The sequence below is a fragment of the Amycolatopsis echigonensis genome, assembly GCF_014174495.1.
Taxonomy (GTDB): domain Bacteria; phylum Actinomycetota; class Actinomycetes; order Mycobacteriales; family Pseudonocardiaceae; genus Amycolatopsis; species Amycolatopsis echigonensis.
The window spans coordinates 1-25,624 of the sequence record NZ_JACJHR010000100.1; the positions used below are offsets into that span (position 1 = coordinate 1).

Genomic DNA, 25,624 nt, shown 5'->3' on the forward strand with positions numbered 1-25,624 from the left:
GGGAATCCGGGTCCCCCTCACGGACTTCTGCGAAAGCCGGGCGGATCAGGCCGCCGAGTTGGCGGTGGGGACGTCGATGCCGTGCGCGGTCACGACTTCGGCGCTGCCGTCGGCCAGCCGGTAGCGGAGGCCGACGACGGCGGCCCGGCCGTCCGCGACGCGGTCGGCGAGCACGCGGGAGCGGTCCAGCAGCAGGTCGACAGTGTGCTTGACGTGTTCGGCGAGGATCTCGTCCGGTTCGACCCGCCCCGCGGCCCGCGCGGCGAGGACGCTGGGCGTGACCTTCTCGACGACGTCGCGGACGTAGCCCACGGGCGCGAGCCCGTCTTCGAGCGCCGCGCGGGCCGCGCCGACGGCCCCGCAGGAGTCGTGGCCGAGCACGACGACGAGCGGGCAGTTCAGCAGGTCGACGCCGTACTCGATGCTGCCGACGACCTCCCCGCCGATCACCTGGCCCGCGGTGCGCACGACGAACAGGTCGCCGAGACCGCGGTCGAAGATGATTTCCGCGGCGAGGCGGGAGTCGGAGCAGCCGAACAGGACCGCGAACGGGCTCTGGTCCGGCGCGATCGCGGCGCGCCGGGCGGCGTCCTGGTTGGGGTGTTCCGGTGCGCTGGTGACGAAGCGGTGGTTGCCTGCCATCAGCAGGTCGAACGCTTCCTGCGGAGTCGGGGGTGTCGTGTCGGCCATGGACTCAGCCTAAGCCGGGGAGAGCCGCGACGGGTGTTGCGATCGTCTCTCCCGGCGCGGGTTTCAACCGGGTGGGTGCCGGCTAGCGGCCCCGGCCGAGCGCCTCCCGTTTCACGAACCCGACCGCGGCGGTCGCCAGGAACAGCACCGCGCCCACGATGATGAGCCAGAACAGGCCCTTGATCACCACCCCGAGCACGATGCACACCAGCCAGATCACCAGAAGCAGACCGAGCAGCGCGAGCATGGAGGCCTCCTGACCGTCACCGGGAAACTGCGGTTGATCGGGGGGATACCCAGGCGTGCCCGGGCTATGCGAGTGCGGACCGCGATCTTTGGCTGTGCAGGCAGTGGCTGCTGGTCCGGTTCTCGGGGGTGCGAACAGTGCGTGACGACCGGTCCGCGGCTGGGTGACCTCGAATCCGGTGGTATGCGGCAGATGCGTGCTGGCCCGCTTCCTCAGCACGGTCGCTGCGCGTTCCGCTGCGCCGCTGTAGCGGCTCGATCACGTTCGGTGCTTGCCGAGTGCCGAGGCTGTGGTGCCGGAGGATTCGGGCCCCGGCCGCTCTTGCCCGCATCGGGGCAAGAGCGGCTCCCGTGCGTCAGCCCGGCGTCGCGGACAGTTCTTCCCGGACCCGGGCGGCCACGCGGTTCGCCGACAGGCCGTAGCGGTCGTGCAGGGTCGGGAGCGCTCCGGCGGCCAGGAATTCGTCCGGCAGGGCGATCGGCACGATCTTCTTGCCGGAACCGCCGCGCCGGGCGAGCGCGGCGGCCACGGTTTCGAAAAGGCCGCCGATCACGCTGTGGTTTTCGAGGGTGAAGACGGGACGATCGTCGGCGACGTGGGCGAGCACTGTGTCCTCGTCGAACGGTTTGAGCGTCGCGCAGTGCACGACTGCCACGTCGATTCCCTGTTCGGCCAGTCGTTCGGCGGCGAGGAGACCGCGCATGGTCATCAGGCCGGAGGAGACGAACACGGCGTCGTCGCCGGGGCGGACCAGTTTCGCTTTGCCGAGTTCGAAGGAGTAGTCGTAGTCGTCGAGGATCCGCGGCACCGCGCCGCGCAGCAGCCGGGTGTAGCTCGGGCCGGGGGCCGCGGCGAGCTGGGGCACGGCCTGCTCGATGTCCACGGCGTCGCACGGGTCCACAATGGTCAGTCCGGGCATTCCGCGCAGGATCGCGACGTCCTCGGTCGCCTGGTGGCTCGGGCCGTAGCCGGTGGTGAGCCCGGGCAGCGCGGCGACGATGTTGACGTTGAGCCCCGGTTCGGCCATGTCGAGGCACAGGAAGTCGTAGGCGCGCCGGGTGGCGAACACCGAATACGTGGCGGCGAACGGGATCTGGCCGACTTCCGCCATCCCCGCGGCGGCGGCCATCATCACCTGCTCGGCCATGCCCATCTGGAAGAACCGGTCCGGGAACGCGCGGGCGAACACGTGCATGTCGGTGTATTTGGCCAGATCCGCGGCGAGTCCGACGATCCGCTGGTCCGCTTCGGCCGCCTTGACGAGCGCGTCGCCGAACGGCGCCCGCGTAGTGCGCACGCCGGGATCGGCGATCGACGCGATCATCGCGGCCGAACGCCGCGGCTGGACGGCGGTCATCGGCTGGTCCTCTTTTCGTGTCCGGCGGTCAGCTGCTGTTTGCACACGGGCCATTCGTCGGCGGCGATCTTCATGAAATGGAGTTTTTCCCGTCCTTCGAGCAGCGGAACGCCTTTGCCGACCACGGTGTCGCAGATGACGAGGTGCGGCTGCCCGACAGCCGACGCACGGCCGGTCGCCTCGTCGACCGCGCGGAGGAGTGCTTCGAGATCGTTGCCGTCGACCCGCCGCACCTGCCAGCCGAAAGCGCGCCAGCGGTCTTCTTGCCGGTCGAGGGCGAGCACGTCGCGGGTCGGTCCGTCCGCTTGCAGTCCGTTCATGTCGACGAAGGCGACGAGATTGCCGAGTTGCCACCGCGCCGCGCTCATCGCGGCCTCCCACGTCGATCCTTCGTTGAGCTCGCCGTCGCTGAAGAGCGTGAAGACCCGTTGCCCGGTCCGGCCTTGCGCACGCAGTCCGAGGCACATCCCGACGGCGAGCCCCAGGCCGTGGCCCAGCGAGCCGCCGGAGATCTCGGCGCCGGGGGTGTAGGTGGACATCGCCGACATCGGCAGGCGGGAGCCGTCCGCGGCGTAGGTCGCCAGTTCTTCGCGGGGAATCACCCCGGCTTCGGCGAGCGCGGAGTAAAGCAGCAGGGCGTAGTGGCCGACGGACAAGAGGAACCGGTCGCGGTCCGGCCACTCCGGATCCGCCGGGTCGAAGCGCAGGACGTCCCGGTAGAGCACGGCGAGGAGGTCGGCCGCGCCGAGCGCCTGCCCGACGTAGCCTTCGCCCTGCGCCTCGCCCTCGTCGAGGACGCCCATCCGGATGCGGTACGCCGATTCCGCGCACGCCTCCAGCCGTTGCCGGAACGCCGGCGGCGTCATCAGGTCAAGACTCACGGTGTTTTCCTTTCGGCGGCAGGGGTTCAGGCGGCGTGCTGGGCAGCCGGTTCGGAATTCGCGACGGCCGCGCGGGCCGCCTCGCGTTCCGCGCGGCCCCAGGTTTCCCGGGTCAGCAGCGCCGAGACGAGTCCGAGCAGCGAGAAGGCGAGAAACAGCAGCGCCGGTCCGAGCCAGCCCATGCCGAGGAACAGCAACGTCGTGACGAACGGGGTGAGACCGGAGATCATCGCCGAGATCTGGTAGGCGAGCGAGGCGCCGGAAGAACGGGTGCCCGCCTGGAACAGTTCCGGGAACCACGCGCCCTGCGAGCCGGCGAGCGCGTTCTGGCAGACGCCGTAGGAGACCACCACGGTGCACACGACCGCGATCAGCGTGCCGGTGTTGACGAGCAGGAACATCGGGATCGCCCACAGGGCGGCGAACAGCGTCACCCCGACGTACACCGTGCGGCGGCCGATCCGGTCGGTGAGAGCGCCCCAGCCGACGGTCGCGGCGATGCCGATCGCCGAGGCGATGCACAGGGCCAGGATCGTTTCCCCGCTGCTGGCGAGCTTTTCCGACTTCAGGTAGGAGACCAGGTAGGTGATCGAAACCGCGTAGCCCGCCGTTTCCGCGATCCGCAGCCCGATGCCGCGCGCCACGGTGCGCCAGTCGTCGCGCAGCACGGCCGCGATCGGGGCCTTCACGAGGTCGCCGCTGTCGCGCACGTCCTGGAAGACCGGCGATTCCGGCACCTTCGCCCGCATGATCAGGCCGACGATCACCAGCACCAGGCTGGCCAGGAACGGCACCCGCCACGCCCAGTCGCCGGGCAGGTTCACCGACACGAGGAACACCAGGTTCGCCAGCAGCAGCCCGATCGGAAACCCGGACTGCACGATGCCGGTGAACGCACCCTTGCGCAGCCAGGGCGCGTGCTCGTAGGTCATCAGGATCGCGCCGCTCCACTCGGCGCCGTACGCGAGGCCCTGGACGATCCGGACGGTCACCAGCAGGATCGGCGCGAGCACGCCCGCCGTCGCGTAGGTCGGCAGCAGGCCGATGGCGAAGGTCGCGAGTCCCATCACGATCAGCGACGCCACCAGCACCGGCTTGCGGCCGATCCGGTCGCCGAGGTGCCCGCCGACGACCCCGCCGAGCGGCCGGGCGATGAATCCGACGCCGAGGGTCGCGAAGGCCGACAGCGTGCCGGCGACCGGCGACGCGCCGGGGAAGAAGGCGTGGCCGAGGTATAGGGCCGCGGCGGTGCCGAATCCGATGAAGTCGTAGCTCTCGATCACGGCCCCGGCAGTGGAGCCCCAGGCCACCCGGCGGGCGTCCGCGGTGCCGTGCACCGGTCCCCGCATGGTGAGCGCTTCGCTGCGCATGTCGATCGCCTCTCTCTTCCAGCGGCCGCCTCGACGGTAATCGAGCTGCCTGGCTGTCAACAATGGAGCGTATCGTGCGCTCTGGTGTCTGCTCTGTCAACAGTGAATGTCGAAGAAAATCCCTTGTAACACCTGATCAATCGCGATCACCTTGCCTGTTGACACTTCTCTGTTAACATTGCCGACCATGGAACGCCTCCCCGTGCCGGGCTGCTCCACGATCAGCTTCCGGCACCTGCCTCTGCCCGCCGCGCTCGCGGTCGTCGCGGACTGCGGCTTCGCCGAGATCGACCTCGGCGCGCTGCCCGGGGTCTGCGACCACGTGCCCTACGACCTCACCGACGCGGCGGTGCGCTCGGTCGCCGGGCAGGTGCGCGCGTCCGGGCTGGCCGTGCGCTCGGTCAACGGCGACATCGGCGACCTGAACCGTCCGCTCGTCCCGGCGGAGGAGGAAGCCCGCGCGGCCCACCTGCGGCGGCTGCTCGATCTGACCGCCGAATGCGGCGCGCGGGCGCTCGTGCTGCCGTGCGGCGCGCTGTCGCACGAACCCGTGACGAGCCTGGAGGCCGATCTGGACCTCGTCGCCGATCAGCTGGGCCGGGCGGCCGCGCTGGCCGCGGACCGCGGACTGGAGCTGTGGTGCGAAGCGCCGCATCTGTACCGGCTCTGCCACACCGTCGACCTCGCCCGGCAGCTGGTCGCCCGGCTCGACCCGGCGGTCGGGCTGGTCCTCGACACCAGCCATGTCGTCGCGTCCGGAGGCGACCCGGCCGCGTTCGCGCACCGGTTCGCCGGCCGGATCGCGCACGTCCACCTGCGCGACGCGACGCCCGGGCAGATCAACCTCAGCATCGGCAACGGCGACGTGGATTTCGCCGCGACGTTCGCCGCGCTGCGCGCCACCGGCTATCGCGGCCACAGCTCGCTCGAACTCGAAACGCGGGACGTCGCCGACGACGAACGTCCCGCCGCCGCGGTGAAGGCCGCCGCTTACCTCGCCACCCTCTGATTCCCCAAGGAGACAACGACATGACCGGAATCCGTCGCACCGCCGTGATCACCGGAGCCGGCGCGCCCCGCGGAATCGGCCGGGCCACCGCCGCCCGCTTCGCCCGGGACGGCTGGGCGGTCGTCGTGCTCGACCTCGACGAGCCCGCCGCCAAGGAAGTGGCCGACGACCTCGCGGCGACCGGCGCGACCGCCTTCTCGCACGGCGTCGACGTCGCCGACGAAGCCTCTGTGCTCGCCGCCTACTCGGCCGTGCGGGCCGAGGTCGAGGCGGGCCGGCTCCCCGGAGTGGGCGCGGTGGTCAACATCGCGGGCATCACCTCGCCGGTGCCGTTCCTGGAGACGACGCTCGACCTGTGGAACAAGGTGCTGGCGGTCAACGCGACCGGCACGTACCTCGTGACGAAAGCGTTCCTGCCCGACCTGATCGAGGCGGGCTGGGGGCGGATCGTGACCATGTCCTCGGTGTCGGCGCAGCAGGGCGGCGGCGTGTTCGGCCGCACGCCGTACAGCACCGCGAAGGCCGCGATCCTCGGCTTCACCAAGTCGCTGGCGCGAGAACTGGGCGACGCCGGGGTGACGGTGAACGCGGTCGCGCCCGGCGCGGTGGAGACCGACATCCGGGCCGGATCGACCACCGCCGAGCTGGAAGCCGCGATCACCAGCAGCGTCCCGCTCGGCCGGCAGGCCACTGTGGACGACGTCGCCGGCGTGATCGCCTGGCTCGCCTCCGACGACGCCGGATACCTGCAGGGCACCACGATCGACATCAACGGCGGCTCGTACCTCCACTGACAAGTCCGATGAGGACGGAGCACACGCGATGACCTATCTGTACGACGATCCGGCGGCGTTCGCCGAGGACGCGCTCGCCGGGTTCTGCGAGCTGCACGCGGACGCGGTGCGCCGGGTGCCCGGCGGCGCGGTGCGCGCGGACCGGCCGGCCCGGCCGAAAGTCGCGGTGCTTCCGGGCGGCGGCTCCGGGCACTATCCGGCGTTCTACGGGGTGATCGGGCCGGGCTTCGCCGACGGCGCGGTGAGCGGGAATCTCTTCACCTCGCCTTCCGCGCAGGACGCCTGCTCGGTGGCGGCCGCGGCGGATTCCGGCGCCGGAGTGGTGTTCAGCTACGGCAACTACGCCGGCGACGTGCTCAATTTCGGTCTCGCCGCGGAATCGCTGCGGGCGCGCGGGATCCGCGCGGACCACGTGGTGGTCACCGACGACATCGCCAGCGCACCGCCGGAACAAGCGGGGCAGCGACGCGGGATCGCCGGCGACTTCGTGGTCTTCAAAATCCTCGGCGCGGCTGCCGAAGAGGGCCTGGATCTCGACGAGGTCGTCCGCGCCGGGCGCAAAGCCAACGCGGCGACCCGCACGATCGGGACCGCGTTCTCCGGCTGCACGTTCCCCGGTGCCGGCGCCCCCTTGTTCACCGTCCCGGACGGACAGATGGGTCTCGGCCTCGGCATCCACGGCGAACCCGGTCTGCGCGACCTCCCGCTCCCGTCCGCCGCCGAACTGGCTGAGGACTTCGTCAGCCGGCTCCTCGCCGAGAAGCCGGACGGCGCGGGAGAGCGCGTCGCGGTGGTGCTCAACGGTCTTGGATCGGTCAAGCACGAGGAACTGTTCGTGCTGTGGACGCGGATCGCCGCGCGGCTGCGGGAATCCGGGCATACGCCGGTGCTCCCGGAAGTCGGCGAATTGGTGACCAGTCTCGACATGGCAGGCGTTTCGCTGACCGTGACCTGGCTCGACGAGGAATTGGAACGCTGGTGGAGCGCGCCCGCCGCCACTCCCGCCTTCCGCCGCGGCGAACCCCGGCCCGAGCCAGCAGCCGCTCCGGTGCACGACGCCGCAGCAGAACTCGCCGCGCCGAGCTACGCCGCCGCGCCAGCGTCCCGAAAGCTCGCCGAAGCGGTGCTGGACGGCCTGCGCACGGTGCGGAAAGCCTTGCACGAAGCCGAAAACGAGCTGGGCGCCATCGACGCCGTCGCGGGGGACGGCGACCATGGCCGCGGCATGGTCCGCGGCATCGACGCGGCTGTCGCGGGCGCTGAGTCCGCCTGGCGCCACGGCGCCGGCGCGGGCGATTGCCTCGCGGCCGCCGGTGACGAGTGGGCGGCTCGAGCCGGCGGCACGTCGGGCGTTCTCTGGGGTGCGGGGCTGCGCGCGGCGGGAGAAGTCATCGGCGCGGAATCGGGTGTCGTCGATGTCCGGGTTGTCGTCGACGCGTTCGCCGACCGCGTCGCGACGCTCGGCGGTGCCGAACCGGGGGACAAGACGATGGTCGATGCGCTCGAACCGTTCCGCGCCGCGCTGACGGCGGGGAAGTCGTGGGCGGAGGCGGCCGCGGTCGCGGAAGCAGCCGCGCGCGATACCGCCGCGCTGACCCCGAAGAAGGGCCGGGCGCGCCCGCTGGCCGAACGCAGCGTCGGCACTCCGGACGCCGGCGCGGTCTCCCTGGCGCTGATCGTGCGCGCCCTCTCGGAAAGCTCGGAAGACAGTGGAGAAGGGACCCGATGACCTACCGGATCGCGGTCGGCTGCGACGACGCCGGCCTGGACTACAAGGAACAGCTCGCCCGCGACCTGCGCGCGGACCCGCGGGTGTCGGAGGTGCTCGACCTCGGCGTGCACCGCGGCGCCGAGGACGAGCACCGGCCGTACCCGGAGATCGGGCTCGCCGCGGGGGAGGCGATCCGGGCGGGCACGGTCGACCGCGCGGTGCTGGTGTGCGGCACCGGGATCGGGATGGCGCTTTCGGCGAACAAGGTGCCCGGGGTCCGCGCGGCCACCGCGCACGATTCGTTCTCCGCGGAACGCTCAGTGCTGTCCAACAACTGCCAGGTTCTCGCGCTGGGCCAGCGCGTCGTCGGCCTCGAACTCGCCCGCAGGCTCGTGCGGGAATGGCTCGGGTACGTCTTCGACGACCGGTCGCCGAGCGCGGCGAAGGTACAGTTGCTCAACGACTACGAACGGTGCTGACGTCGAGTCAGGGAGGAGACGCGTGGTGAGCCGTCCGGCTTCGGCCAGCCAACCCGGCCGCAACCTGCGCCAGATGGCGGTCGACACGCTGCGCGAGGCGATCACCACCGGCCAGTTCCCGCCCGGCAGCCACCTCGGCGAGGTCCAGGTGTCGGAGCAGCTCGGGATCAGCCGGGGCACCCTGCGCGAGGCACTGCGCGAACTGCAGCAGGAAGGCCTGGTCTCCTACGGCGAGCGGGGCCGCGTCACGGTCCGCTCGATCAACGAGAAGGACATCATCAACACCTTCACCGTCCGCGCCGCGCTGGAGGCGCTCGCGGGCGAGACGCTGGCCTCGAGCTACTACCGCGAGGAGCATTGCGCCAAGCTGCGCAAAGCCGTCGACGCCATGGCCCGCGCCGAACGGGTGTCGCTGGAGGCGCAGATCGAGGCCGACCTCGCGTTCCACGAACTGCTCGTCGAACTCACCGACAACGACGCGCTGGTGCGGTCCTGGAAACTGCTCGAAGGCGCGATCCGGATGTGCATCATGTACCGCGGCCTCGAACGGGCACTGTCGAACATGAGCGCCGGACGGCATCTGGAGATCGTCACCGCGATCGAATCCGGCGACCCGGTCAAGACCCAGCAGGTGATCTCCGAGCACATGGCGGCCACCGGACAGGCCCTCCTGTTCGGCACCGTGCGCACTCGCCCGCGGATCGACCTCGGCGAGGCCGGGCGCTGAGCCCCTGGGCGATCCCGGCGGGAAGCGGTCGCCGCTTTCGCGGAGGGACTTTCGTCCGCGGTGTCGACGGCCGCGGGATTCGTTCGTCGGAGCTCGGGGCTCAGCCCATGCCGTTGAGACCGACGTAGAGCACGTAACCAGCACCGCCCATGAACACGACGTACGCACCGAAAGCCGCCACCATGGCCTGCTCTGCGCGGATGAAGAGGCGCGCGAAGCCGTAGCCCGCAGCCGCGACGGCTACGCCGAACAGCACCATCAACGCCGTGAAGTACCACCCCAGCGCCCAGGCCAGCCCGGCGGTCGCGGCGGCCAGTTTCGCGTTCCGTCCGCTCAGCCGGCCGCGAGTCAGCAAGAACATCGCGCCGGCCACCAGCAAGCCGCCGACCACCGCTGGCACCACCAGGTAAACCGAGTAAGGCATCCTGCCTCCGTCACGTCCGATCTCGTCGTACGCACTGACGCGCATCGAGGCGCCCGGTTGCCTTGAGACCTTCGGCTTGCCCGTTCGTACCCGCCTTGGGCCGAACAAGGACAGGAAAGGCCGCCCCGCGCACGGGACGGCCTTTCCGCGGAACTCGGTTTCAGCTCAGAGTCAGCGCCGTGTCGTCGAGGCAGAAGGACGTCTGCAGGCTCGAGTCTTCGGTGCCGGTGAAGGTCAGCGTCACCGTCTGGCCGGCGTACGCCGACATGTCAACGGTGTGCAGCTGGTATCCGGTCGCCTGGTCCAGGTTCGAGTACGTGGCGAGCGTGGTCGAACCAGCCTTGACGGTGAGCTTGTCGTAGGCCGTCGAGGTGGTCGTCTCGGCGGTGTCGACGTGCAGGTAGTAGCTCAGCGAGGCGTGGCAGCCGGCGGGGATGCTCACCGACTGCGAGACCGTGTCGGTGTGCGTGCTGCCGTAGCCGTCGAGGTAGGCGAGGTAGCTGCCGCTGTGCGGGGCTTCGCCGCTGGACGACGTGCTGATCACCCCGGCGGACGCGGTCCACGGGCTGGTGCCGTTCTCGAAGCCGGGGTTGCCCAGTTTCTGGCCGGAGCAGGTACCGCCGCCGGTCGGGGCGATCGTCCAGCTGAACGTGGTGGAGCCGGTGGCGCCGGACGAGTCCTTGGCGGTCGCGGTCACCGAGTACGTGCCCGCGGTGGTCGGCGTGCCGGAGATCAGGCCGCCGGAGCTGATCGACAGCCCGGCGGGCAGGCCGGTGGCGGTCCAGGTGTAGCCGCCGCTGCCGCCGGACGCGGAGAGCTGCAGGCTCGCCGCGGTGCCGACGACGCCGTTCTGGCTGCCCGGGTTGTTCGCCGTGACGCCGCCGGTGGGAGCGCCCGCGGTGAACGCCGCGGTGCCGTTGGGAGTGCCGAGACCGGTCGGGCCGTCCCAGCCGGGGCCGGCGTTGCACTGCACCGAGGACGAGCAGCTGCCGTTGCTGCCGGAGGTCACGTCGTTGAGGTTGCCGGTGTGCGAGTACGGGTAGGCGGCGGGGGTGTCGGACGCGCCGGGCGTGCCGGCGAGGGCGTAGACGGACGCGATGATCGGGGAGGACGCGCTGGTGCCGCCGTAGACGGCCCAGCCGCTGCCGCCGTAGGTCTGGTACACCGCGACGCCGGTCTGCGGGTCGGCCACGGCCGAGACGTCGGCGGTCGCGCGGTTGGCGCAACCGGTGGTCACGTTCTGGAACGCGGGCTTGGCCACGTAGCCCGAGCAGCCGCTGCCCGCGCCGCTCCACGCGGTTTCGCCCCAGCCGCGCGCGCTGCTGTTGCGGGTCAGCGAGGTGCCGCCGACCGCGGTCACGTACTGCGACGAGGCCGGATAGCTGATGCCGTAGCCGTTGTCGCCGGTGCTCGCGGTGATCGCCACGCCGGGATGGTGGAAATAGCTGGAGTCAGAGGAGGGTTCGGTGCCGTCTTCGGCGCCGCCGTAGCTGTTGGAAACGTACTTCGCGCCCATCGACACGGCGGTGTTCACCCCGGTGCCGAGATCGGCCATGCTCGGCTGATTCGCTTCGACGAGAAGGATGTGGCAATTCGGGCAGATCGCCGAAACCATGTCCACGTCGAGCGAGATTTCGCCCGCCCAGCCGGAATCGGCGGCCGGGAGCGGACTGGTTTGCCCGTTTTCGTTGACTTTCTTGAAACAGCCGTTCGCGGTGGTGCAGGGCGGGAGCCCGTAGGTGGAGCGGTAGCTCGCGAGGTCCGATTCAGCGTTCGGGTCGTCGTTGGAGTCGACGATGGCCACGGTGGCCGAGGAACTGCCCGCGGCGGTGAGGTTGTAGGCGGAGCGCAGGTCCGAAGGGCCGAACCCGCTGGGCAGCGCGCCCGGGGAGAGCAGCGCGCGCATGGTGTCGGTCTGGCGTTCGGCGAAACACGTGGCCATGCCGGGCTTCGCCTTCTCGGCGCAGACGCGGGCGGTCGGATGCACCGCGGCGGGCGCGGCCACGGCGGGCACGGCCGGGGCGGTCAAGGCCAAGGCCGCGAAACCGGCCATGGCAAGGATTCTTCGGGCTGAACGGGACACTATCCCTCCCAGGGAAATTGCTGCGAACGGCGTCGGGCCATTCGGTGCCCCGTTGTCTACAGTTCGTTCAGCCCTGGCGGTGACGCGCTGGTGCCAGTGGCGCAATGGTGTCGGCCAGCCCGGTGGAGGTGCCTCCGAATGGTTCCCGAAGCAATCGGCCATCTCGTGACGCTCGGGCTCAAAGCGGACGAAGCAGAAATCTACCTCGACCTACTTTCGTCGGGCCCCGTTCCGCCGGACCGGCTGGCGCGGGAGACCGGCCGCGACCCCGGCGAGGTGCGCCGCGCGCTGTCGGTGCTGGCCGGGATCGGACTGGCCGGCCCGGTCGACGGGCCCGGTTCGCCGATGTCCGCGCTGCGCCCGGACCCGGTGCTGGAAGTCCTGACCAGGCAACGGGAAGCCGAACTGGCCGGAGCCCGCGCGGCGATGACGCGCCTGTACGAGCACTACCGAAGACACTCGGCCCGCTACGACGCCGATTCGATGATCGAGGTGGTCAGCGGAACCGCTGCCGCCGAACGGGTGCGGCAATTGGAGCGAGCGGCGCGCACGGAGGTCCGCGGACTGGACTCGCCGCCGTACTACGCCGACGCGGACGCCAACGAGATCGAACTGGAGAACCTCGCCCGGGGCGTCCGCTATCGCGCCGTCTACGGCAGGCTCGCGCTGGAACGCCCCGAGTACGTCGCGGAAAACATCCTGCCCTGCGGCAAAAGCGGGGAGGAGGCCCGGGTGCTGCCCGAGGTCCCGGTGAAACTGCTGATCGTCGACGACTGCGCGGCCCTGTCCGGCGCGGACCGCACCGTGCTGCTGATCCGCTCGTGCGGCCTGTTCGACGCGCTGGCCGGGCTGTTCGAGATGTGCTGGCAGGTCGCGCTCCCGCTCGGCCTCGCCGACGACACCTCCGGCCCCGAAATCCGGCCCAGCGAACGACGGCTGCTCGCCCTGCTCGCCGCCGGGCTCACCGACGACCAGGTCGCCCGGGTACTCGGCGTGAGCAGGCGGACGATGTTCCGGTACCTGGAAAACCTGATGGCCCGCACGGGAGCGGCGAACCGGTTTCAGCTGGCGCTGCACGCGACTCGCAACGACTGGCTGTCGGTCGACGCTCAACCTGGGGCGCCGGCGGTGCGGTCGGTGCCGTTGTGAGCCAGCGTGGTTGTGGCCCAAGGGTTTTCCCGCTCGTGCGGCGTGCTCGACGGGCTGGGACCGCTAGCCCCGGTCAGGTCGTGATCTCCCGGACGCTGTCCGCCAGCAGCCGGAGGCATCCGGGCGATCCGGGGTTGAGGAGCAAGTCGACGCCGTCATAGTCGTTCAGCAGGCGGAGCAGGTCGACCGGAGCCGCCGGACGCCAACCGGCCGCGCGGACTCGGCGGCGGTGCGCCGGGGCCGTCGTGACGAGCAGGCACGGGATGTTGTCCGGCGACGGCGCGACGAGCGGAGACTCGTCGGTGTCCACGGCCACCGCGAACGCCGATTCGCGGAAGACGGCGGCCAGTTGGTCGAAGTCGGCCTCGCCGCGGGCGGTCAGGCGGAGCACGGCGTCCAGCGGGTCGGTCGGGGAGTTTTCCGCCGCTGGCTCGTAGGCCGGGTTGGGCTCGAAGCGGCTGACGGACCCGTCCTCGCGTGCGAGCCAGCCGCCCACCACGGCCTGCGGCGGAGGGCTCGGGGCCTCGGTGCCGCCGGTCGTCGACGCCGGTTGCCACGCCGGGTCGACCAGCAGCACCCACTGGTCCTCGGACATCGCCGGTACCTCCTTCGCGTCCGGTGAATCTACCGGCCGGTCACGCATGACGGGGACTTCCTTCCGTCAGTTCGGCCAGTTCAGCGGCTTGGCGGGCGGATGCCGCGCGTTCCTCCGCCTGGTATCGGCGGATGGCCGCGGCCGTGTGCCACCGGTCCAGCCAGCCCAGGCCGACCACGCTCAGCCGATGCGGGGCCGGTCGCGTGCCCGGGCCGTCGAGGGCGGTGCGCAATGCGGTGCGGAACGTGTCCGCGGGCAGGTTTCGCGCGGCCAGTTCGTGGAGGGCAGCGGCCAGGTCGCGGGCGTACCCGTCGGGATTCGGGCGGTCGCCGAGCCGCGAGATTTCTTCCAACAGCAGGGAACGGCCGCCCGGGGCGTTCAGGATGGGAGCCAAGGCGTCGTGCCGGTCGAGGACCTCCACGGCCTCGGCGATCCGGGCGACGTCCGCGCCGTCGCGAGTGGACTTGGCCAGGTCGGAGAGCACCGCGGAGGCGTCCGGTTTGCCGAGCAAGGTGTCGGTCACACCGTGCAGGTGCAGGACAGCGTGTTGCTCGGCCAGGTCGTCGTGGAGCGGGGACAGCGCGGCGAGTTCGCGGGCCGCGGTCCAGATCAAGTCCGGTCGTTCGTGCCGCGCGACGTCCTCGGCGAGCGAAGCGGCCGATTCGCCGCGGCCGAGTTCCGCGAGGACCCAGCCGAGCAGCTTGGCGGTGCCGTCCCGGTCGCTCAACGCGATCGGGCCGACCGGCGGCGTCGGGCGGAACCACCAGCGGTGCGTAGCGGTACGCACGAGCTCTTCCAGCAGCAGATCCGTTTCCGCGGTGCCGTCGCTGAGAAGGAAGTCCGCTGTCGGGTGATCGGCAGCGGACAGCCGGACGGGGGCCGCGTCGACGGGACGGTCGCTGCCCTCGGTGCGCAACTGCTCGGTGAAGGCGCGGGTCGCTGCCGGGTCGGTGGTCAGGACCGACTGTCCATTGGGGACGGATACATCGGGCGGCGAGTAGTGCACCCCTACGGTACGGCCGTTGTGCGTCCACGGCCGAGGCGTCGCGGGTGCCGGGCCGTCGTCCAAGCCGCGGAACACGCGCGGTGTCGGCGTACCTGTCGACATCTCGACAGCGGCTCCGGTTGGCGGGCGGAAAGTGATCCTGACCTGACCGTCCCCTTCGGACACGCGGATCTTCACCGGGACGCGGTCCAGCACGTCGGCGCCCAAGGCGTCGGCGAGATTCCCGGCCAGTTCGCGGGCCGCGGCGGTGGCGTGCGCGCGGCCGTCCGGTCCCGTTCCGGTGACCACGATCGGCGGAAGCGGGTCATTCGTCGCACGGAGCGCGGAGATCAAGTTTTCCAGCGGGGCGGGCGAATCTGCCACCAGAACGGCGTCGGCCGCACGCAGAGTGGCGGCCCGCTGGACCTCGCCGAGGTGGTAGTGCACATGGCTGTCGTCGATGGTCAGCAACGCGCGGGCAGCCGGCGGCAGCGGAACGTCGTGCACCTCGCCGGTGTAGCTGCTGCGGTCGGTCACTGTGCGGACGAGGGCGGACAGCTCGGGATCCGCCGCGATGTACGACAACGCCGCCTGCCACACCAGGTCCGGGTCGGCGTGCCGCCGCACGGCGGGCTCGACCGCGGTCAGATGCAGGTCGCCGTCCCGGTTGTGCAGGCCGCGCACCAGCGTCTGGATCACGCGCTGGGTCAGCTCCCGGGTCTCGAACCGGTCCGCCAGCGGAGCCGGATCGCCTTGCGGCGGCAGGAGCCAGCTGTGGTCGCTGTTCATCCGGATCTGCGTCATGCCCGGCAGTTCGAGCGCGGAGTTCAGGCCGATCCGCCGGGCCGTTTCGGTCATCGCGACCGGGCCGGTGCGGTACATCACCGACTGCCGGTGCACCCGGCCCATCGGCGTGGCGAAGAACCCCTGGCCGAGCGAATCGACCTCGCGCGGCATCAGATTCGCTTGGGTCTGCCCGTAGTTTTCGCGCAACTGGTCCAAATAGGACGCGGCGAACGGATGTCCTTTCGCCATGGTGAACGCCGAGTTCGCGATGTTCCCGCCGACCCGGTGCACCGCGTAACCGGCGTCGGACTCGGCGGCGCGGACGACGTCGTCCAGTCCGTGCACGACATTGTCGCCGTCGGTGTAGAGGCCGCCGAACCGGTGCATCAGCTCCAGCCGCAGGATGTCGCTCGCCGCCGCGAAACCGGGACCGGTCTGTTTGGCCAGTTCGGACAGATAGAACTCCTGTGCCCGCATCGGATGCTCGCTGGTGAACACCTCGTCCACATTGATCAGCTGGACGCGGTGTTCCGCCGCCCAGCGCAGCAGGTCCCGGACGTCGTGCAGCGGATCCGGGCCCTCCTCCGGCGCGGCGGTGGTCAACGCCAGTTCCGTCTGCCAGCGCGGCACGTCCGTCCACAGCACGGGGACGATGCCGTCGCCGAGCCGGTCCGCGGCGTCGCCGAAGTTCCGGCGGAAGGCGTGCATGGTGCCGGTGTCCTTGAGCGGGCCGCCCAGCCAGATCGCGTGCATCAGCAAGGGCGTCGACGTCGTCTTGGCGAGCGGTTCGACGTCGCCCGGCGCCCATGCGGCCAGCTTGTCGTCGGGCCGCTCCTTCTCCAGCGTCCAAACGCGGTTGTCTTCCAGGTTGGCGGGATCGAGGTGTTCCCGGCTGAGCTGGTAGCCCTTGGCGAGGTCGAGCAGGTCCAGGAAGCTGATGCCCTGCCCGGCGGTGAGGTGGCGGAAATCGTGGCCGCGCAGGAATTCCGGCGGCTCGGGCGCGCGATACAGGCCGAACAGGTCCGGTCCCAGCAACGGCGCGGGCGGCGGTCCGTTGACCGCGGTCCGCTGAAGATCGGAGACCAGCTCTGAAGGCGAAGAGTAGCGGGGTTCCTCCCCACGCGGTCCGGAGTCCGTTGTGGACTGCGCGGAAGGATCGCCGAAGGTGCGGAAATGGCCGCCGTCGGTGACCGCGGTAAAGCCGCGCGTCGCACCGACGGCCTGGCCGAGCGTCGCCGAATCACGGCCGAACAACGCGGGTGTGGTCGGCGCGTGCACTGTGGACGGTCCGCCAAGTCCGCGGAGTGCGCGCTGGAAGTCGTGGGCCAGGCCGCCCGGGCCGTCGGTCCGGCCGGTGCTGCACGCGATGAGCGTGACCGAACGGGATTGGGCCAGGGGAGCGGCTTGGGCCACGATCCGGGCGAACGTATCGCCGTCGACCCGCACGGTCTGGCCGCCGAGCAGGGTCACCTTGACCGATTGCTCGCGTCCGTGGGCGAACACGAAGAGGGAGTCGTCGTCCCACGGGGCCGCGGTCTTGTCGGCCCACTCGCCGAACCGGCGTCCGGACAGCTCCGGCTGGGCCCCGGCAGTGCTGGCCTGCTTCAAAAGCGGGTCGAACTTCTCCGGTGTGGCGCCTTCCGGAAGCGTGCTGACCGTACCGGAGTTGTGGGCGACCCAGTCCCGCTCGACGCTTTCAGTGTGCTCGTTCGCCGGGAGGAACGAGACCGCGCGAACGCGGCCCGAGCTGTCGGTGATCTGACGGACCTGGATTTCGGCCGGGTCGAAGCTGTATGGGCGGTCGGTGTCAGCGTCCCAGCCGGACACCGTGTCGTTCGCCTCGACTGTGCCTTCGCGGTGCTGTTCCGGGGTGTTCTCCGGCGGACGCGGCCAGGCGTGCGCGGCGATCTGGTTGTCCGCTTCGGACTTGGCCTGCCACCATTTCCGGAGAGCCTCGTCGGCCTTCTCCCGGGCTTGCTGGATCCGGTTGTTCGCGTCGTCCTGCCGCGCGGTGTGGTCGGTGTGATTGTTGCGGTACTCGTCCAGTACGGCCAGGATTTCCGCGGCACGGTCCTGCGCCGCCTGCCGCTGCTGGACCAGCTGGGCCTGCTCGTTCCGGATCTGCTGGACCTGCCGTTGCGTGTCCCAGGCCCTCGCGACCAGGTCGCTTTGCTCGACCGAACCCGGTTCCTCGCCGAGAGCGAGCGAAAGAAGCTGCTCGTCGAGTTCGTTGAGCCGGGTGATCTCGTCGTTGCCCGCACGCAGTGCTTGGCCCGCCTCGCGAGCGTCGTTCTGCGCTGTCTGCACCGCCTGCCGCAGGTGCTGCACCGGATCGCCGTCGACCGGGAGGTGCAGCCCGCGCGCGCCGTCGGTCGTCGTGCGCACATTGTCCTTTTCGGACAGCCACGCGTCATCGAAATCGCGCTGTGCTTTTTCGAGTTCCTCTTCCGCGGAACGCCAATCCTCGGCGGCCTTCTTCACCGCGTCTTGCGCCGAGGCGAGTGTCTCGGGCAGCGGCTGGCCGAGCGAGTGTTCCAGGTCGGTTTCGCTCATCCGCGTCCGCGAAGACTGCGGCACCCGCACCTCGACCGCCGCGGTCTTGCCGTCGACCGTCGCGACGATGCGGTACTCGACGTCGAACCCGACCAGCCCGGTCCGGCCCTTGTCCTTGCCGACCACGGACCGCTGCGCCGCGGCGGTGCTGGACGTCGGATCGTTCTGCCCGACGGGGCCGCGCACGTCGAGCCCGCCCCAGGAATGCGTGTTGCGGCCAGGGTCGGTGATTCCGCCCGTGCCGATGTTGCCCAGCTGCTCGCCGGTGACCGTTTCCTTGGCCTCGCCGGCGAAAGTGGATCCGGTCTGGTCCGAACGCTCCAGTTTCACCGAATCGCTCAACCCGACGAGATCCGGTTTCACGACCCGCGTGTACACCTTCACCGAGGCGTGGCTGCTGCCGGTCACCGCGGAGGAATGCAGGTCCGGGGTCTCGAACGGTTTGCTGACCATGTTCGGGAGATGCGCTTGCAGCGTCTCGTTGGTGATCGAGGACGAGAGCGTGTTGTGCGCACCGGTTCCGGGTCCGGTGAGACCGTTGCCCGCGCCGGCCAGCCGCAGCGCGCGGATGGCGGCGGCTCGCACGTCCGCGGCACCGCGGATCCCCTCGACGGTCGAAGACTTCGGCAGGGGGCCGAACCCTTCCCTCTGCCACGCTTCGAGCCGGTCCGGAGCGGACTCCGCGGCATTGAGTTCGGTCGTCTTCGATCCGTACAGTTTGGTGTGGTACTGCTCGTTGCCGGAGATTTTTTGGTCGTCCGCCGAGGACCGCGAGGTCACGGTCGCCTCCTGCGAAGCGACCGGGTAGGTGCGCCCGTCCCTGGCGACGACCAGTTCGAACTGGACCTGGTGCTGGTACCGCGCCGACGGCCCGCTCGAAGACGAGGTCAACGCGGTGGTGATGGTCTTGTTCTCGACGGTCTGGTCGCTCTTCGCGCGGGTCCCGGAAGCCCCCAGATAGGCCCCGTCGTAGCCGCTGACCTTGGGCTGGCTGTCCTGGAACAGGCCACGGCCGGCGCCGCGAATCTGCCCGCCGTAGGACGAGCCGTGGCCGGAGTTCTTTTTGTCCGTCACGGTCGAATTGACGACGTGGTCGACCTCGCTGCCGTCGTGCTTCACGCCGACGAACTGCGTATCGAGGATCTTCGCTTTGAGCAACATCTGGTAGTTGTCGGTCCAGAGCACGCCCGGGTCGTGGGCCAGCAAGGACACGCCGCCGTCCAGTGCACTGTCCACAAGGGACGTGACCGCTTCCGGCGAGGCGGTGTCGAGCGTCCGCTGGAGGTTGTTCATGGAATCGTCCAGCACCGATTTCGGCAGCAGTGTGCCACCGAGCTTGCCGAGCTGCTGCCGGGCGTCCTGCACCAGCTTCGTCAGGTTGGGAGCGTCCTCCAGCACCGCTGAGCCGAGCGAGCTGGACTTGCCGCCGACCAGCGACGGAGCCGAAAGCTTGCCCGGCGCCGGGGTGCGCGGCTCGACCGGCGGCAGCAGTCCTTCCGCACGAGCCTCGTCCTCGGTCATCGACACGAAGACCGATCCCGGCAGCTGGACGTCCGCACCTGCTCGCGAAATCGATCCGTTGACGATGCCTTCTTGCCGGCTTTCCGCGATCAGCCGGACCTTCGCGTCGTACTGGACCAGCACGGTGCGACTGTCCGAAGAGGACCGGTTGGTGTGGTCGACGCTCGCGGTGATCTCGTGCGACGAACCGGAGCTGCGCTGCCACGGGCTCCACTTCGCGGTCCCGAAAAGCTGGCCTTGGCCGTGCGTGTCGCTGCCGGTCGGCCGGACGGTGAGGCCGAGCTGGACGTTGGCTTCGAGGGATTGTTTTTTCGTGCCTTCGTAGCCGGCTTTCGAGCCGCCGGAGAACGTCCGGTCGCCGCCGCCGGTTTCCGAGACCGCGACGAGTTTCGGATTGCTCAGCGAGACGCCCATGCCGAGACCGCCGACTCGGTCGGCGACGCGGCGTTCGTAGCGGAATCCGTTCGCCGTGCCGCCCTGCTTCAGCAGCTTCGGCGTGAGGCCGCGGAAGTTTTCCGGCGAGAACATCCGGTCCACGCGGGCACGCGCTTCGCTGCCGGGCAGCCCGAGCACCGCGTCGCCGCCGGCCGCGCGCTGAAGCTGACGCAGCGCCTCGTCCCGCAGCGCCTCGGTGTTGGCGAACGCTTCCACGTGCAGGAAGTTCGGTGCCGTCTGGTTCTGCTGCTGGGTCAGCAGGTCGTCGATGGCCGGGGTCTCGTTCGGCGTCATCGAGATGACGCCCGGCTTGCCCGGCTTGAACTCGGACGGATCCTTGGTCAGCGCGGTGCCGTCGTTGATCCACAAATCGACTTTGCCGGAGATCGGCGGCAGATCCGGGTCTCCGGTCTTGGCCACAGTGGACACCTGGGGCGTGACCCGGAACGGCGACCCGGGCGTCAGCCGGCGCACCCACGGCCGGTGGCGGGTGTAGCTGGTGATCTCGACCTCGAACTCGACGTCGTGCTCGAAGACCTGCGAATCGGGACTGCCGCCCTTGCCGGTCGTCGTGGTCACCGTCGGGCCGCCGGAGTTCTTCCACGTCCGGGTGTCTGAGTACTGCAGCGGGCTGACAGTCGGGCTGATGCCGAGGTTCGCGACCGTCGTGGCGCCCGGGATGATCACCCGGCCCTCGAGGCCGGCCGACCAGCCCCGTTCGGTGGTGGTCGCGCTGGTCAGCGACGGGCTCGTTTCGTTGCTGTTCTTGACCGACCGGCCGTCCGCCTGGCCGAGATGACGGCCTGGCCCGGGCTTCGCCTTCACCGTGACGTTGAGGTACTCGTCGGTGAACAGGCCGCGCCGCTTCAGCTGCGCGGAAACGCCCTGCGTGAACAGACTGTCCATTTTGCCCCGCAGCGAGGCGGCCGAGAACGTGGAGGTGATCTTCCGCAGGTTCGCGAACCGTTCGGCGATGTCCCGGCTGGAGCCTTGGCTGTCGCTCTGGAATTTGTCCCAGCGGGGCAGGAATTTGTCCGCGCCGGGCAGGTTCCGCAGCGCGTTTTCGATCTGCGGCTGGACGCGGGTCGCCGGCTCGAACGATCCCGGCCGGGCAGTGCCCGCCGCCACGGCCGCGGCGAGATAGGGCGGTTCGTAGCGCGCGCCGACGTCTTTGAACTTCGTCGGGGTGTGCTTCGGAACCGGAAGTCCCTGGGCTTTCGCCTCCGGCAAGCCCATTCGCGTGTACGAAGTGGCCTGGACGGTGGTCTTCTCCCCGTTCGAGGTGGTGACATCGAGGTCGACGGTCACCTTGTACAGACCGATGTCGCCCTTCGCGTTCACTGTGGACTTGTTGGTGAAGCTGGTGCCGCTGGTGGACTGTTGGTTGACCTTGCGGGAATAGCTGCCGCTGACCCCGCCGACGCCGCCGACCGTGCCGGGCACGTAGGAGCCGCCCCCGAAGATCGCGTTTACCTCCCCGCCGTATTTGGAGGAGACGGTGGTGCTTCCGCCGTTCACCGCGGAATCGTTGAAACGCAGCTCGCTGTCGCCGGGGATCGTGCCGAGGTACTCGACCTTCGTCGGCCGCGCCTCCAGTTGCACGGCGTCGCGGTGGGTGCCGTGCGGGCTGAGCAGGTCGTTCGACACCACTGGGCTGCCCTGCAGCGCAGTGCCGAGCATGCTTCGGACGCCGCCGCGGCTGAGGAATTCCCGCAGTGAGGTCCGGCCCGGGGCGCCGAATTTCGTCACCGACGGATGCAGGTTCTTGCTTACTTGATCGAAGAGCGCGTTTTCGTCGAAGTCGAGCGCTTCCGGCGAAAGGAACTCGATCTTTTTGGCCCAGTCCGGCTTCGGTTCGGGCGGCCCGACAGTTTCTTCCTGTTTCAGGTTGGCCAAATCCGTGGAGAGGACCAGTCCCACATGGCCGTCCACTGTGGATCCGACGAGGCCGCCGGTTTCGTTGCGGACGGTGATGCGGTAGGTCACCGGAGCGTCGGCCCGCTGCATGTCGCCCGCCGTGCGGATCACGCGCTGGTCGGTGCCGGTCGTGGTGCCGGTGTGCTCGGCGGACGGGCTGGCGAGCTGCGCGGTGCCGCCGACGGACGCGTACGGACCGGCTGGAAACATCGCGAAGTACGAGGTGCCGACGGCCTTCGCGGTGGTGTCCGTGTTCGGGCTCGCGTGGGTGGTCTTGACCTCGTTCTTGACGTCGCCGATGGTCGGTTGCGGCAGTTTCGCGATCTGGTCGGCGTTGACGGAGCCGAAGTCCGGCTCCGCGGTGACGTGCACCTCGTACCACTTCTCGCCGGCCCGCACCATGGACTTGCGGCCATCGCCCATAAAGGACTCGAACTCGGGGCCGGACAGGGAATCGGTGATCGCGTCGACGCCGTGCGTCCGGGGCGGGTTCTGCTGCTGGGGGTTCAGGCGGTGGATCAGGTTTTCGATGCTCGTGCCGACGTCCTTGGCGCCGCGGACGTCGACCGGGACTACGGAGCCGAGCGCCTTGCCGTCGCGGACGAATGCGGGCAAGCGCTCGGAGAGGGGACGGTTGTCGGGTGTCTCTTCGGTGTGCTCGTCCGAGACCAGCACCGCGTCGTTCTGATGCGGCGTCCAATCCGAGACCAGCTGGTCGAAGAACGCCGCGCGCTGGGGAGCTTCGGCACGCAGCCGGTCCGGGTCGAGGAAATAGAATTTGGCCGCCTCGGCCATGTCCTCGTTCGGGTTCGTCGCGCCGTAGCGGGTGATCGGGCGTTCCCCGGCAAAGGCCGGGAAGCCGTCGGCGGTCCAGTATCCGGTGCGCTCGTTGAACGCGGAGAGGTTGTCCTTGCGGAGTTCCTGGGCGATCCGGGCAGCGCGAACGCGGATGAGGTCGGTTTCGCCGCGCTTCTCGAAAACGTCGGGATGGCGCTCTTCGAGCTGTTTGATGAACTCCGACCGGCGCGGGGCGTCGGCGGCGAGCTTGCCCGGGGCGGCCAGATGGGTCCGGATCGACCCGGCGAAGTCCTCGAAATCGCTGCGGAACTTCGGATCGGTCGGCGGTTCGGCGCCGGGTGCGCGCTTCGGGGTGCCGTCCTCGTTCCAGACGCCGACGTGCTTGGTGTAGTCGTCGAGGGCGTATTTGAGCAGGCCGTGGGACAGCTCGTGGGTGACCATGCCCTCGACCTCGCGGCTGCCGCCGCCGAAGTCCCGGGCGAATCCGGCCATCGCGTAGACGTTGACCGTCCGGTGCGAGCCGATGTATTCGCCCGCCATGCCGGGGGAGAGCTGCCCGTTCTCGATGCCGAAGTTCACCGCGCCGATGTGCTGGACCTCCTGCTCGATCCCGGCGCGGGAAGAATTCTGCCGCTGGTCGCCGATGATCGGGGCGTAATGCTGAAGCGCGGCGGAGACAGCGGCCTTTTCGTCAGGGGAGAAGTCGCGGGGCTTCACCCGGTTCGCGACGGATGCGCTGGCTTTCGGGTTGCTTTCCCGGACCGCTCGGGCGCCGTGCTCGGAGTCGAGCTGGACGCCGGTCTGCTGGCGGTCGTGCGTTTCCGGGGTGGGACCGGCTGCCGGTTCCGGCGGGGCTTTGACGGGGGTGTGCAGGTTCGGCTTGGCTTCCGGCTCGGGCTGCGAGCGGTGGTCGTCCTGGTGCGGTCGCGGGTGGGGCGCGGGGGCGTCGCCGAGGTGGTGGTCGCGGATGTTCGCGGTGTTCGAGACCTGCTCGAGCTGGGCGAGATTGCCCGGGTTGAGCCGTGAATCGTGCCACGCGCCCGGACCCATCACGCCGGGCTGGTCCTCGCGGTTGAACAGCATTTCGTCGTTCTTGTAGCCGTCGCCGAGGCCGAGGAAGTGCATCAGCTCGTGCGTGACGCCGAACGCCGAGTCGTGGACGTCCCAGTTGAGCTGGTTCGTCTCCGGGGTGTCCGGGTCCACTGTGGAATCGTGCAGGTTCACCGGGATCCGGCGGCGGGGGTCGGCCTGCCAGCCGGTGTCGTCCGGGTGGACGTCGTCGGCGACGCGGACGTCGAGGCTGACGTGCAGCTGGTCGCCGCCGGGCAGCCGGGAGGCCCGGTTGACCCAGTCGTCCAGGTGGGCTTGGACGTTCTGGACGAACTGTTCTCGCTGTTCGGAGGAGACCGAGCCGGAATGCGAGGTCAGGTCGATCGGGATCGTGTGCTCGCGCACCCACTGGCCCGGCGCGATCTCGAACCGGCGGACGTCGAACCGGATGTGGGCCATCGCGCCGGCGAGCTGCCCGCCCTTGAGCCCGGCGCGGTTGCCGGCGAACTGCTCGGCGATGTTCTTGACCGGATCGAACCGCTCCGAGGAGAACCGCGTGACCGGTGCGGTGTCGCGGCGGCCGTTCCAGTCGTTCGGTCCCGGCAGGCTCTTCGCCTGGTCCGGTTTCGGTGCGGCGTTTTCCGGGGTGTGGTTTTTCGGGGCGGCAGCAGGGGTCTGCGTGTTCGCCGGACGGTTGCCGCTGAGGTTGTCGACCAGCGCTTGCCGGGTGGCGAGTGTCAGGTCGGCGAGTTTCTTCCCGTCGTCGACGTTCTCCTTCATGCCCTTGACCAGCGACGTGCGCTCGTTCTTAGGCAGATTCGCGACGACCTCGGAAAACACCTCCGGCCGTTTCGGCGTCGGCCCGCTCGGCGTGATCCCGTGGAAGGCGGCTTTCGCGGCGATCTTGGCCAGATTGGGGTCGAGGGTCGTGTGATTGCCGAGATAATGGCCGATCTGGTCGGACCAGGTCGTTTCGTTGGCGTGGCTCTGGGTCAGCGCGGTGATGCCGTCCGGATCGGTGCCGACCTTGCCCGCGATGCGCGATCCGTCGGTCTGGATGGCGAGATCGGAGGAGAATTTCGCGATCGCGGCCGGGTGGTCGCTGTATTGCCAGCTCGGGTTGCGCTGCGCGAGGACCGAATCGACGAGGCCCTGGCCTTCTTTGGCTCCGTAGTCGAAATGTCCGGTGTTCGGGTTTTTGGTGCCGAATGTCGCGTCGTTCTCGAGCTTGTTCCCTTGCATCCGGACAAACGTGTTCGGCTCCGGGAAGTAGACGGACCGGGAGTCGACTCCGGCGAGCGCCTGCCGGACATCCAGATCCAGCTGCGCGGCCCGGTTCGCGAGGTCCCCGTCCTCGGGGCGGACGTGATAACCGCCGCTGATCACCTCTGGCGGGCCCTCGGGGTTCTGCTGGACCGCGGTGTTGACGACGTCGAAGAGAGGCCCGTTGCGGGTGTCGAGAGAGTGGACGTCGGCGTCGCCGGTGTGCAGGTAGACCTCGTTGTCGCCGCCGGCTTCGCGGATTTGCGCGGCGAGCTTCTCGGTGACCGGATTCCGGACGATTGTTTCGCGGATTCCGCCGTACGGGATGGTCTTCTGGTCGATGTTCGGATTGCTCGGGTGTTTCCAGGTGAATCCGATTATCGCTACCGGGAAGCGGTTGTCCCAGGTATTCTGGAATTGCTGGATCTTTTGGCTGATGGCTTGTTCTGAGCCTGGCGTTCCGTTTACTCCGATGACGAGGCCGAAGCGCCCGTCGGAGGAGTTCCCGGTGAACCCGGCCGAGTATTTCTCCGCGATGGCCTGGAGATTGTCGTTCGGAGTCGCGGCGACGGTGGCTACTACGCCGATGCTGTTCTGGTTGTTCTCGTTGCGAGTGCCGAGGTCGCCGATGATGCCGGTTTCGTGCACGACGGTGAACTTGAAGTTCTTGAGGTGCTGAGCGAAGTCGCCCTTGCCGCCGGTGACGGGCGGATGCTTGCCGACATTCGGCCCGGGGCCGGCGATGGCCGGTTTCTTGGGTGCGGCGATGGGAGTGTGGAGGTTGTGGGGGTGGGGGTTTG

At 69.6% G+C, this 25,624-nt stretch carries 15 protein-coding genes; 6 read left to right on the forward strand and 9 right to left on the reverse strand.

Annotated features, from left to right (window positions below):
* Window positions 1-45 precede the first annotated feature (45 nt).
* The 5 genes from H5411_RS40215 to H5411_RS40235 form a co-directional block, all read right to left on the reverse strand.
* On the reverse strand, window positions 46-690 hold the full coding sequence (locus H5411_RS40215) for a carbonic anhydrase (protein ID WP_101440612.1): 645 nt from the start codon (window positions 688-690) through the stop codon (window positions 46-48).
* 82 nt (window positions 691-772) lie between these two features.
* Window positions 773-937, reverse strand: a complete 165-nt coding sequence (locus H5411_RS40220; protein WP_167442116.1) for a hypothetical protein — start codon at window positions 935-937, stop codon at window positions 773-775.
* 355 nt (window positions 938-1,292) lie between these two features.
* A complete protein-coding gene (locus H5411_RS40225) occupies window positions 1,293-2,294 on the reverse strand; it encodes a transketolase family protein (RefSeq protein ID WP_183126858.1) in 1,002 nt (333 codons plus the stop codon).
* Entirely contained in the window at window positions 2,291-3,175 is an 885-nt protein-coding gene (locus H5411_RS40230; protein ID WP_312878715.1) for a transketolase, read from the reverse strand. Before H5411_RS40230 ends, H5411_RS40225 begins: the two co-directional genes overlap by 4 nt.
* Window positions 3,176-3,201: 26 nt before the next feature.
* A complete protein-coding gene (locus H5411_RS40235; RefSeq protein ID WP_183126860.1) occupies window positions 3,202-4,545 on the reverse strand; it encodes an MFS transporter in 1,344 nt (447 codons plus the stop codon).
* A gap of 187 nt (window positions 4,546-4,732) precedes the next feature.
* On the opposite strand from H5411_RS40235, the gene H5411_RS40240 reads away from it, so the two are divergent.
* From H5411_RS40240 to H5411_RS40260, 5 genes are read left to right on the forward strand one after another with little or no spacing between them, the layout of a single operon-like run.
* Complete coding sequence (locus tag H5411_RS40240; RefSeq protein WP_183126862.1) at window positions 4,733-5,554, forward strand: sugar phosphate isomerase/epimerase family protein; 822 nt, start codon at window positions 4,733-4,735, stop codon at window positions 5,552-5,554.
* Between the two features lie 20 nt (window positions 5,555-5,574).
* Window positions 5,575-6,348 (forward strand): SDR family NAD(P)-dependent oxidoreductase, encoded by a 774-nt coding sequence (locus H5411_RS40245; RefSeq protein ID WP_101440607.1) that lies wholly within the window; start codon window positions 5,575-5,577, stop codon window positions 6,346-6,348.
* A 28-nt stretch (window positions 6,349-6,376) separates the two neighbouring features.
* Entirely contained in the window at window positions 6,377-8,077 is a 1,701-nt protein-coding gene (locus H5411_RS40250) for a dihydroxyacetone kinase family protein (protein ID WP_183126864.1), read from the forward strand.
* Window positions 8,074-8,538, forward strand: a complete 465-nt coding sequence (locus H5411_RS40255; RefSeq protein WP_101440605.1) for a ribose-5-phosphate isomerase — start codon at window positions 8,074-8,076, stop codon at window positions 8,536-8,538. Before H5411_RS40250 ends, H5411_RS40255 begins: the two co-directional genes overlap by 4 nt.
* A 25-nt stretch (window positions 8,539-8,563) precedes the next feature.
* Window positions 8,564-9,265: a GntR family transcriptional regulator gene (locus tag H5411_RS40260; protein WP_244194910.1), complete on the forward strand. Its 702-nt coding sequence runs from the start codon at window positions 8,564-8,566 to the stop codon at window positions 9,263-9,265.
* A gap of 100 nt (window positions 9,266-9,365) precedes the next feature.
* Here H5411_RS40260 and H5411_RS40265 read toward each other — a convergent pair whose 3' ends face one another.
* Complete coding sequence (locus H5411_RS40265) at window positions 9,366-9,689, reverse strand: hypothetical protein (RefSeq protein ID WP_143271496.1); 324 nt, start codon at window positions 9,687-9,689, stop codon at window positions 9,366-9,368.
* A gap of 160 nt (window positions 9,690-9,849) precedes the next feature.
* A complete protein-coding gene (locus H5411_RS40270) occupies window positions 9,850-11,742 on the reverse strand; it encodes a putative Ig domain-containing protein (RefSeq protein ID WP_183126866.1) in 1,893 nt (630 codons plus the stop codon).
* 168 nt (window positions 11,743-11,910) lie between these two features.
* On the opposite strand from H5411_RS40270, the gene H5411_RS40275 reads away from it, so the two are divergent.
* Window positions 11,911-12,921 (forward strand): helix-turn-helix domain-containing protein, encoded by a 1,011-nt coding sequence (locus tag H5411_RS40275; protein ID WP_101440602.1) that lies wholly within the window; start codon window positions 11,911-11,913, stop codon window positions 12,919-12,921.
* Between the two features lie 73 nt (window positions 12,922-12,994).
* On the opposite strand, the gene H5411_RS40280 is transcribed toward H5411_RS40275, so the two are convergent.
* Both H5411_RS40280 and H5411_RS40285 read right to left on the reverse strand, forming a co-directional pair.
* Window positions 12,995-13,516: a type VII secretion system-associated protein gene (locus H5411_RS40280; protein ID WP_208637589.1), complete on the reverse strand. Its 522-nt coding sequence runs from the start codon at window positions 13,514-13,516 to the stop codon at window positions 12,995-12,997.
* A 40-nt stretch (window positions 13,517-13,556) separates the two neighbouring features.
* Window positions 13,557-25,472, reverse strand: a complete 11,916-nt coding sequence (locus tag H5411_RS40285) for a TcdA/TcdB catalytic glycosyltransferase domain-containing protein (protein ID WP_220818120.1) — start codon at window positions 25,470-25,472, stop codon at window positions 13,557-13,559.
* Window positions 25,473-25,624 lie beyond the last annotated feature (152 nt).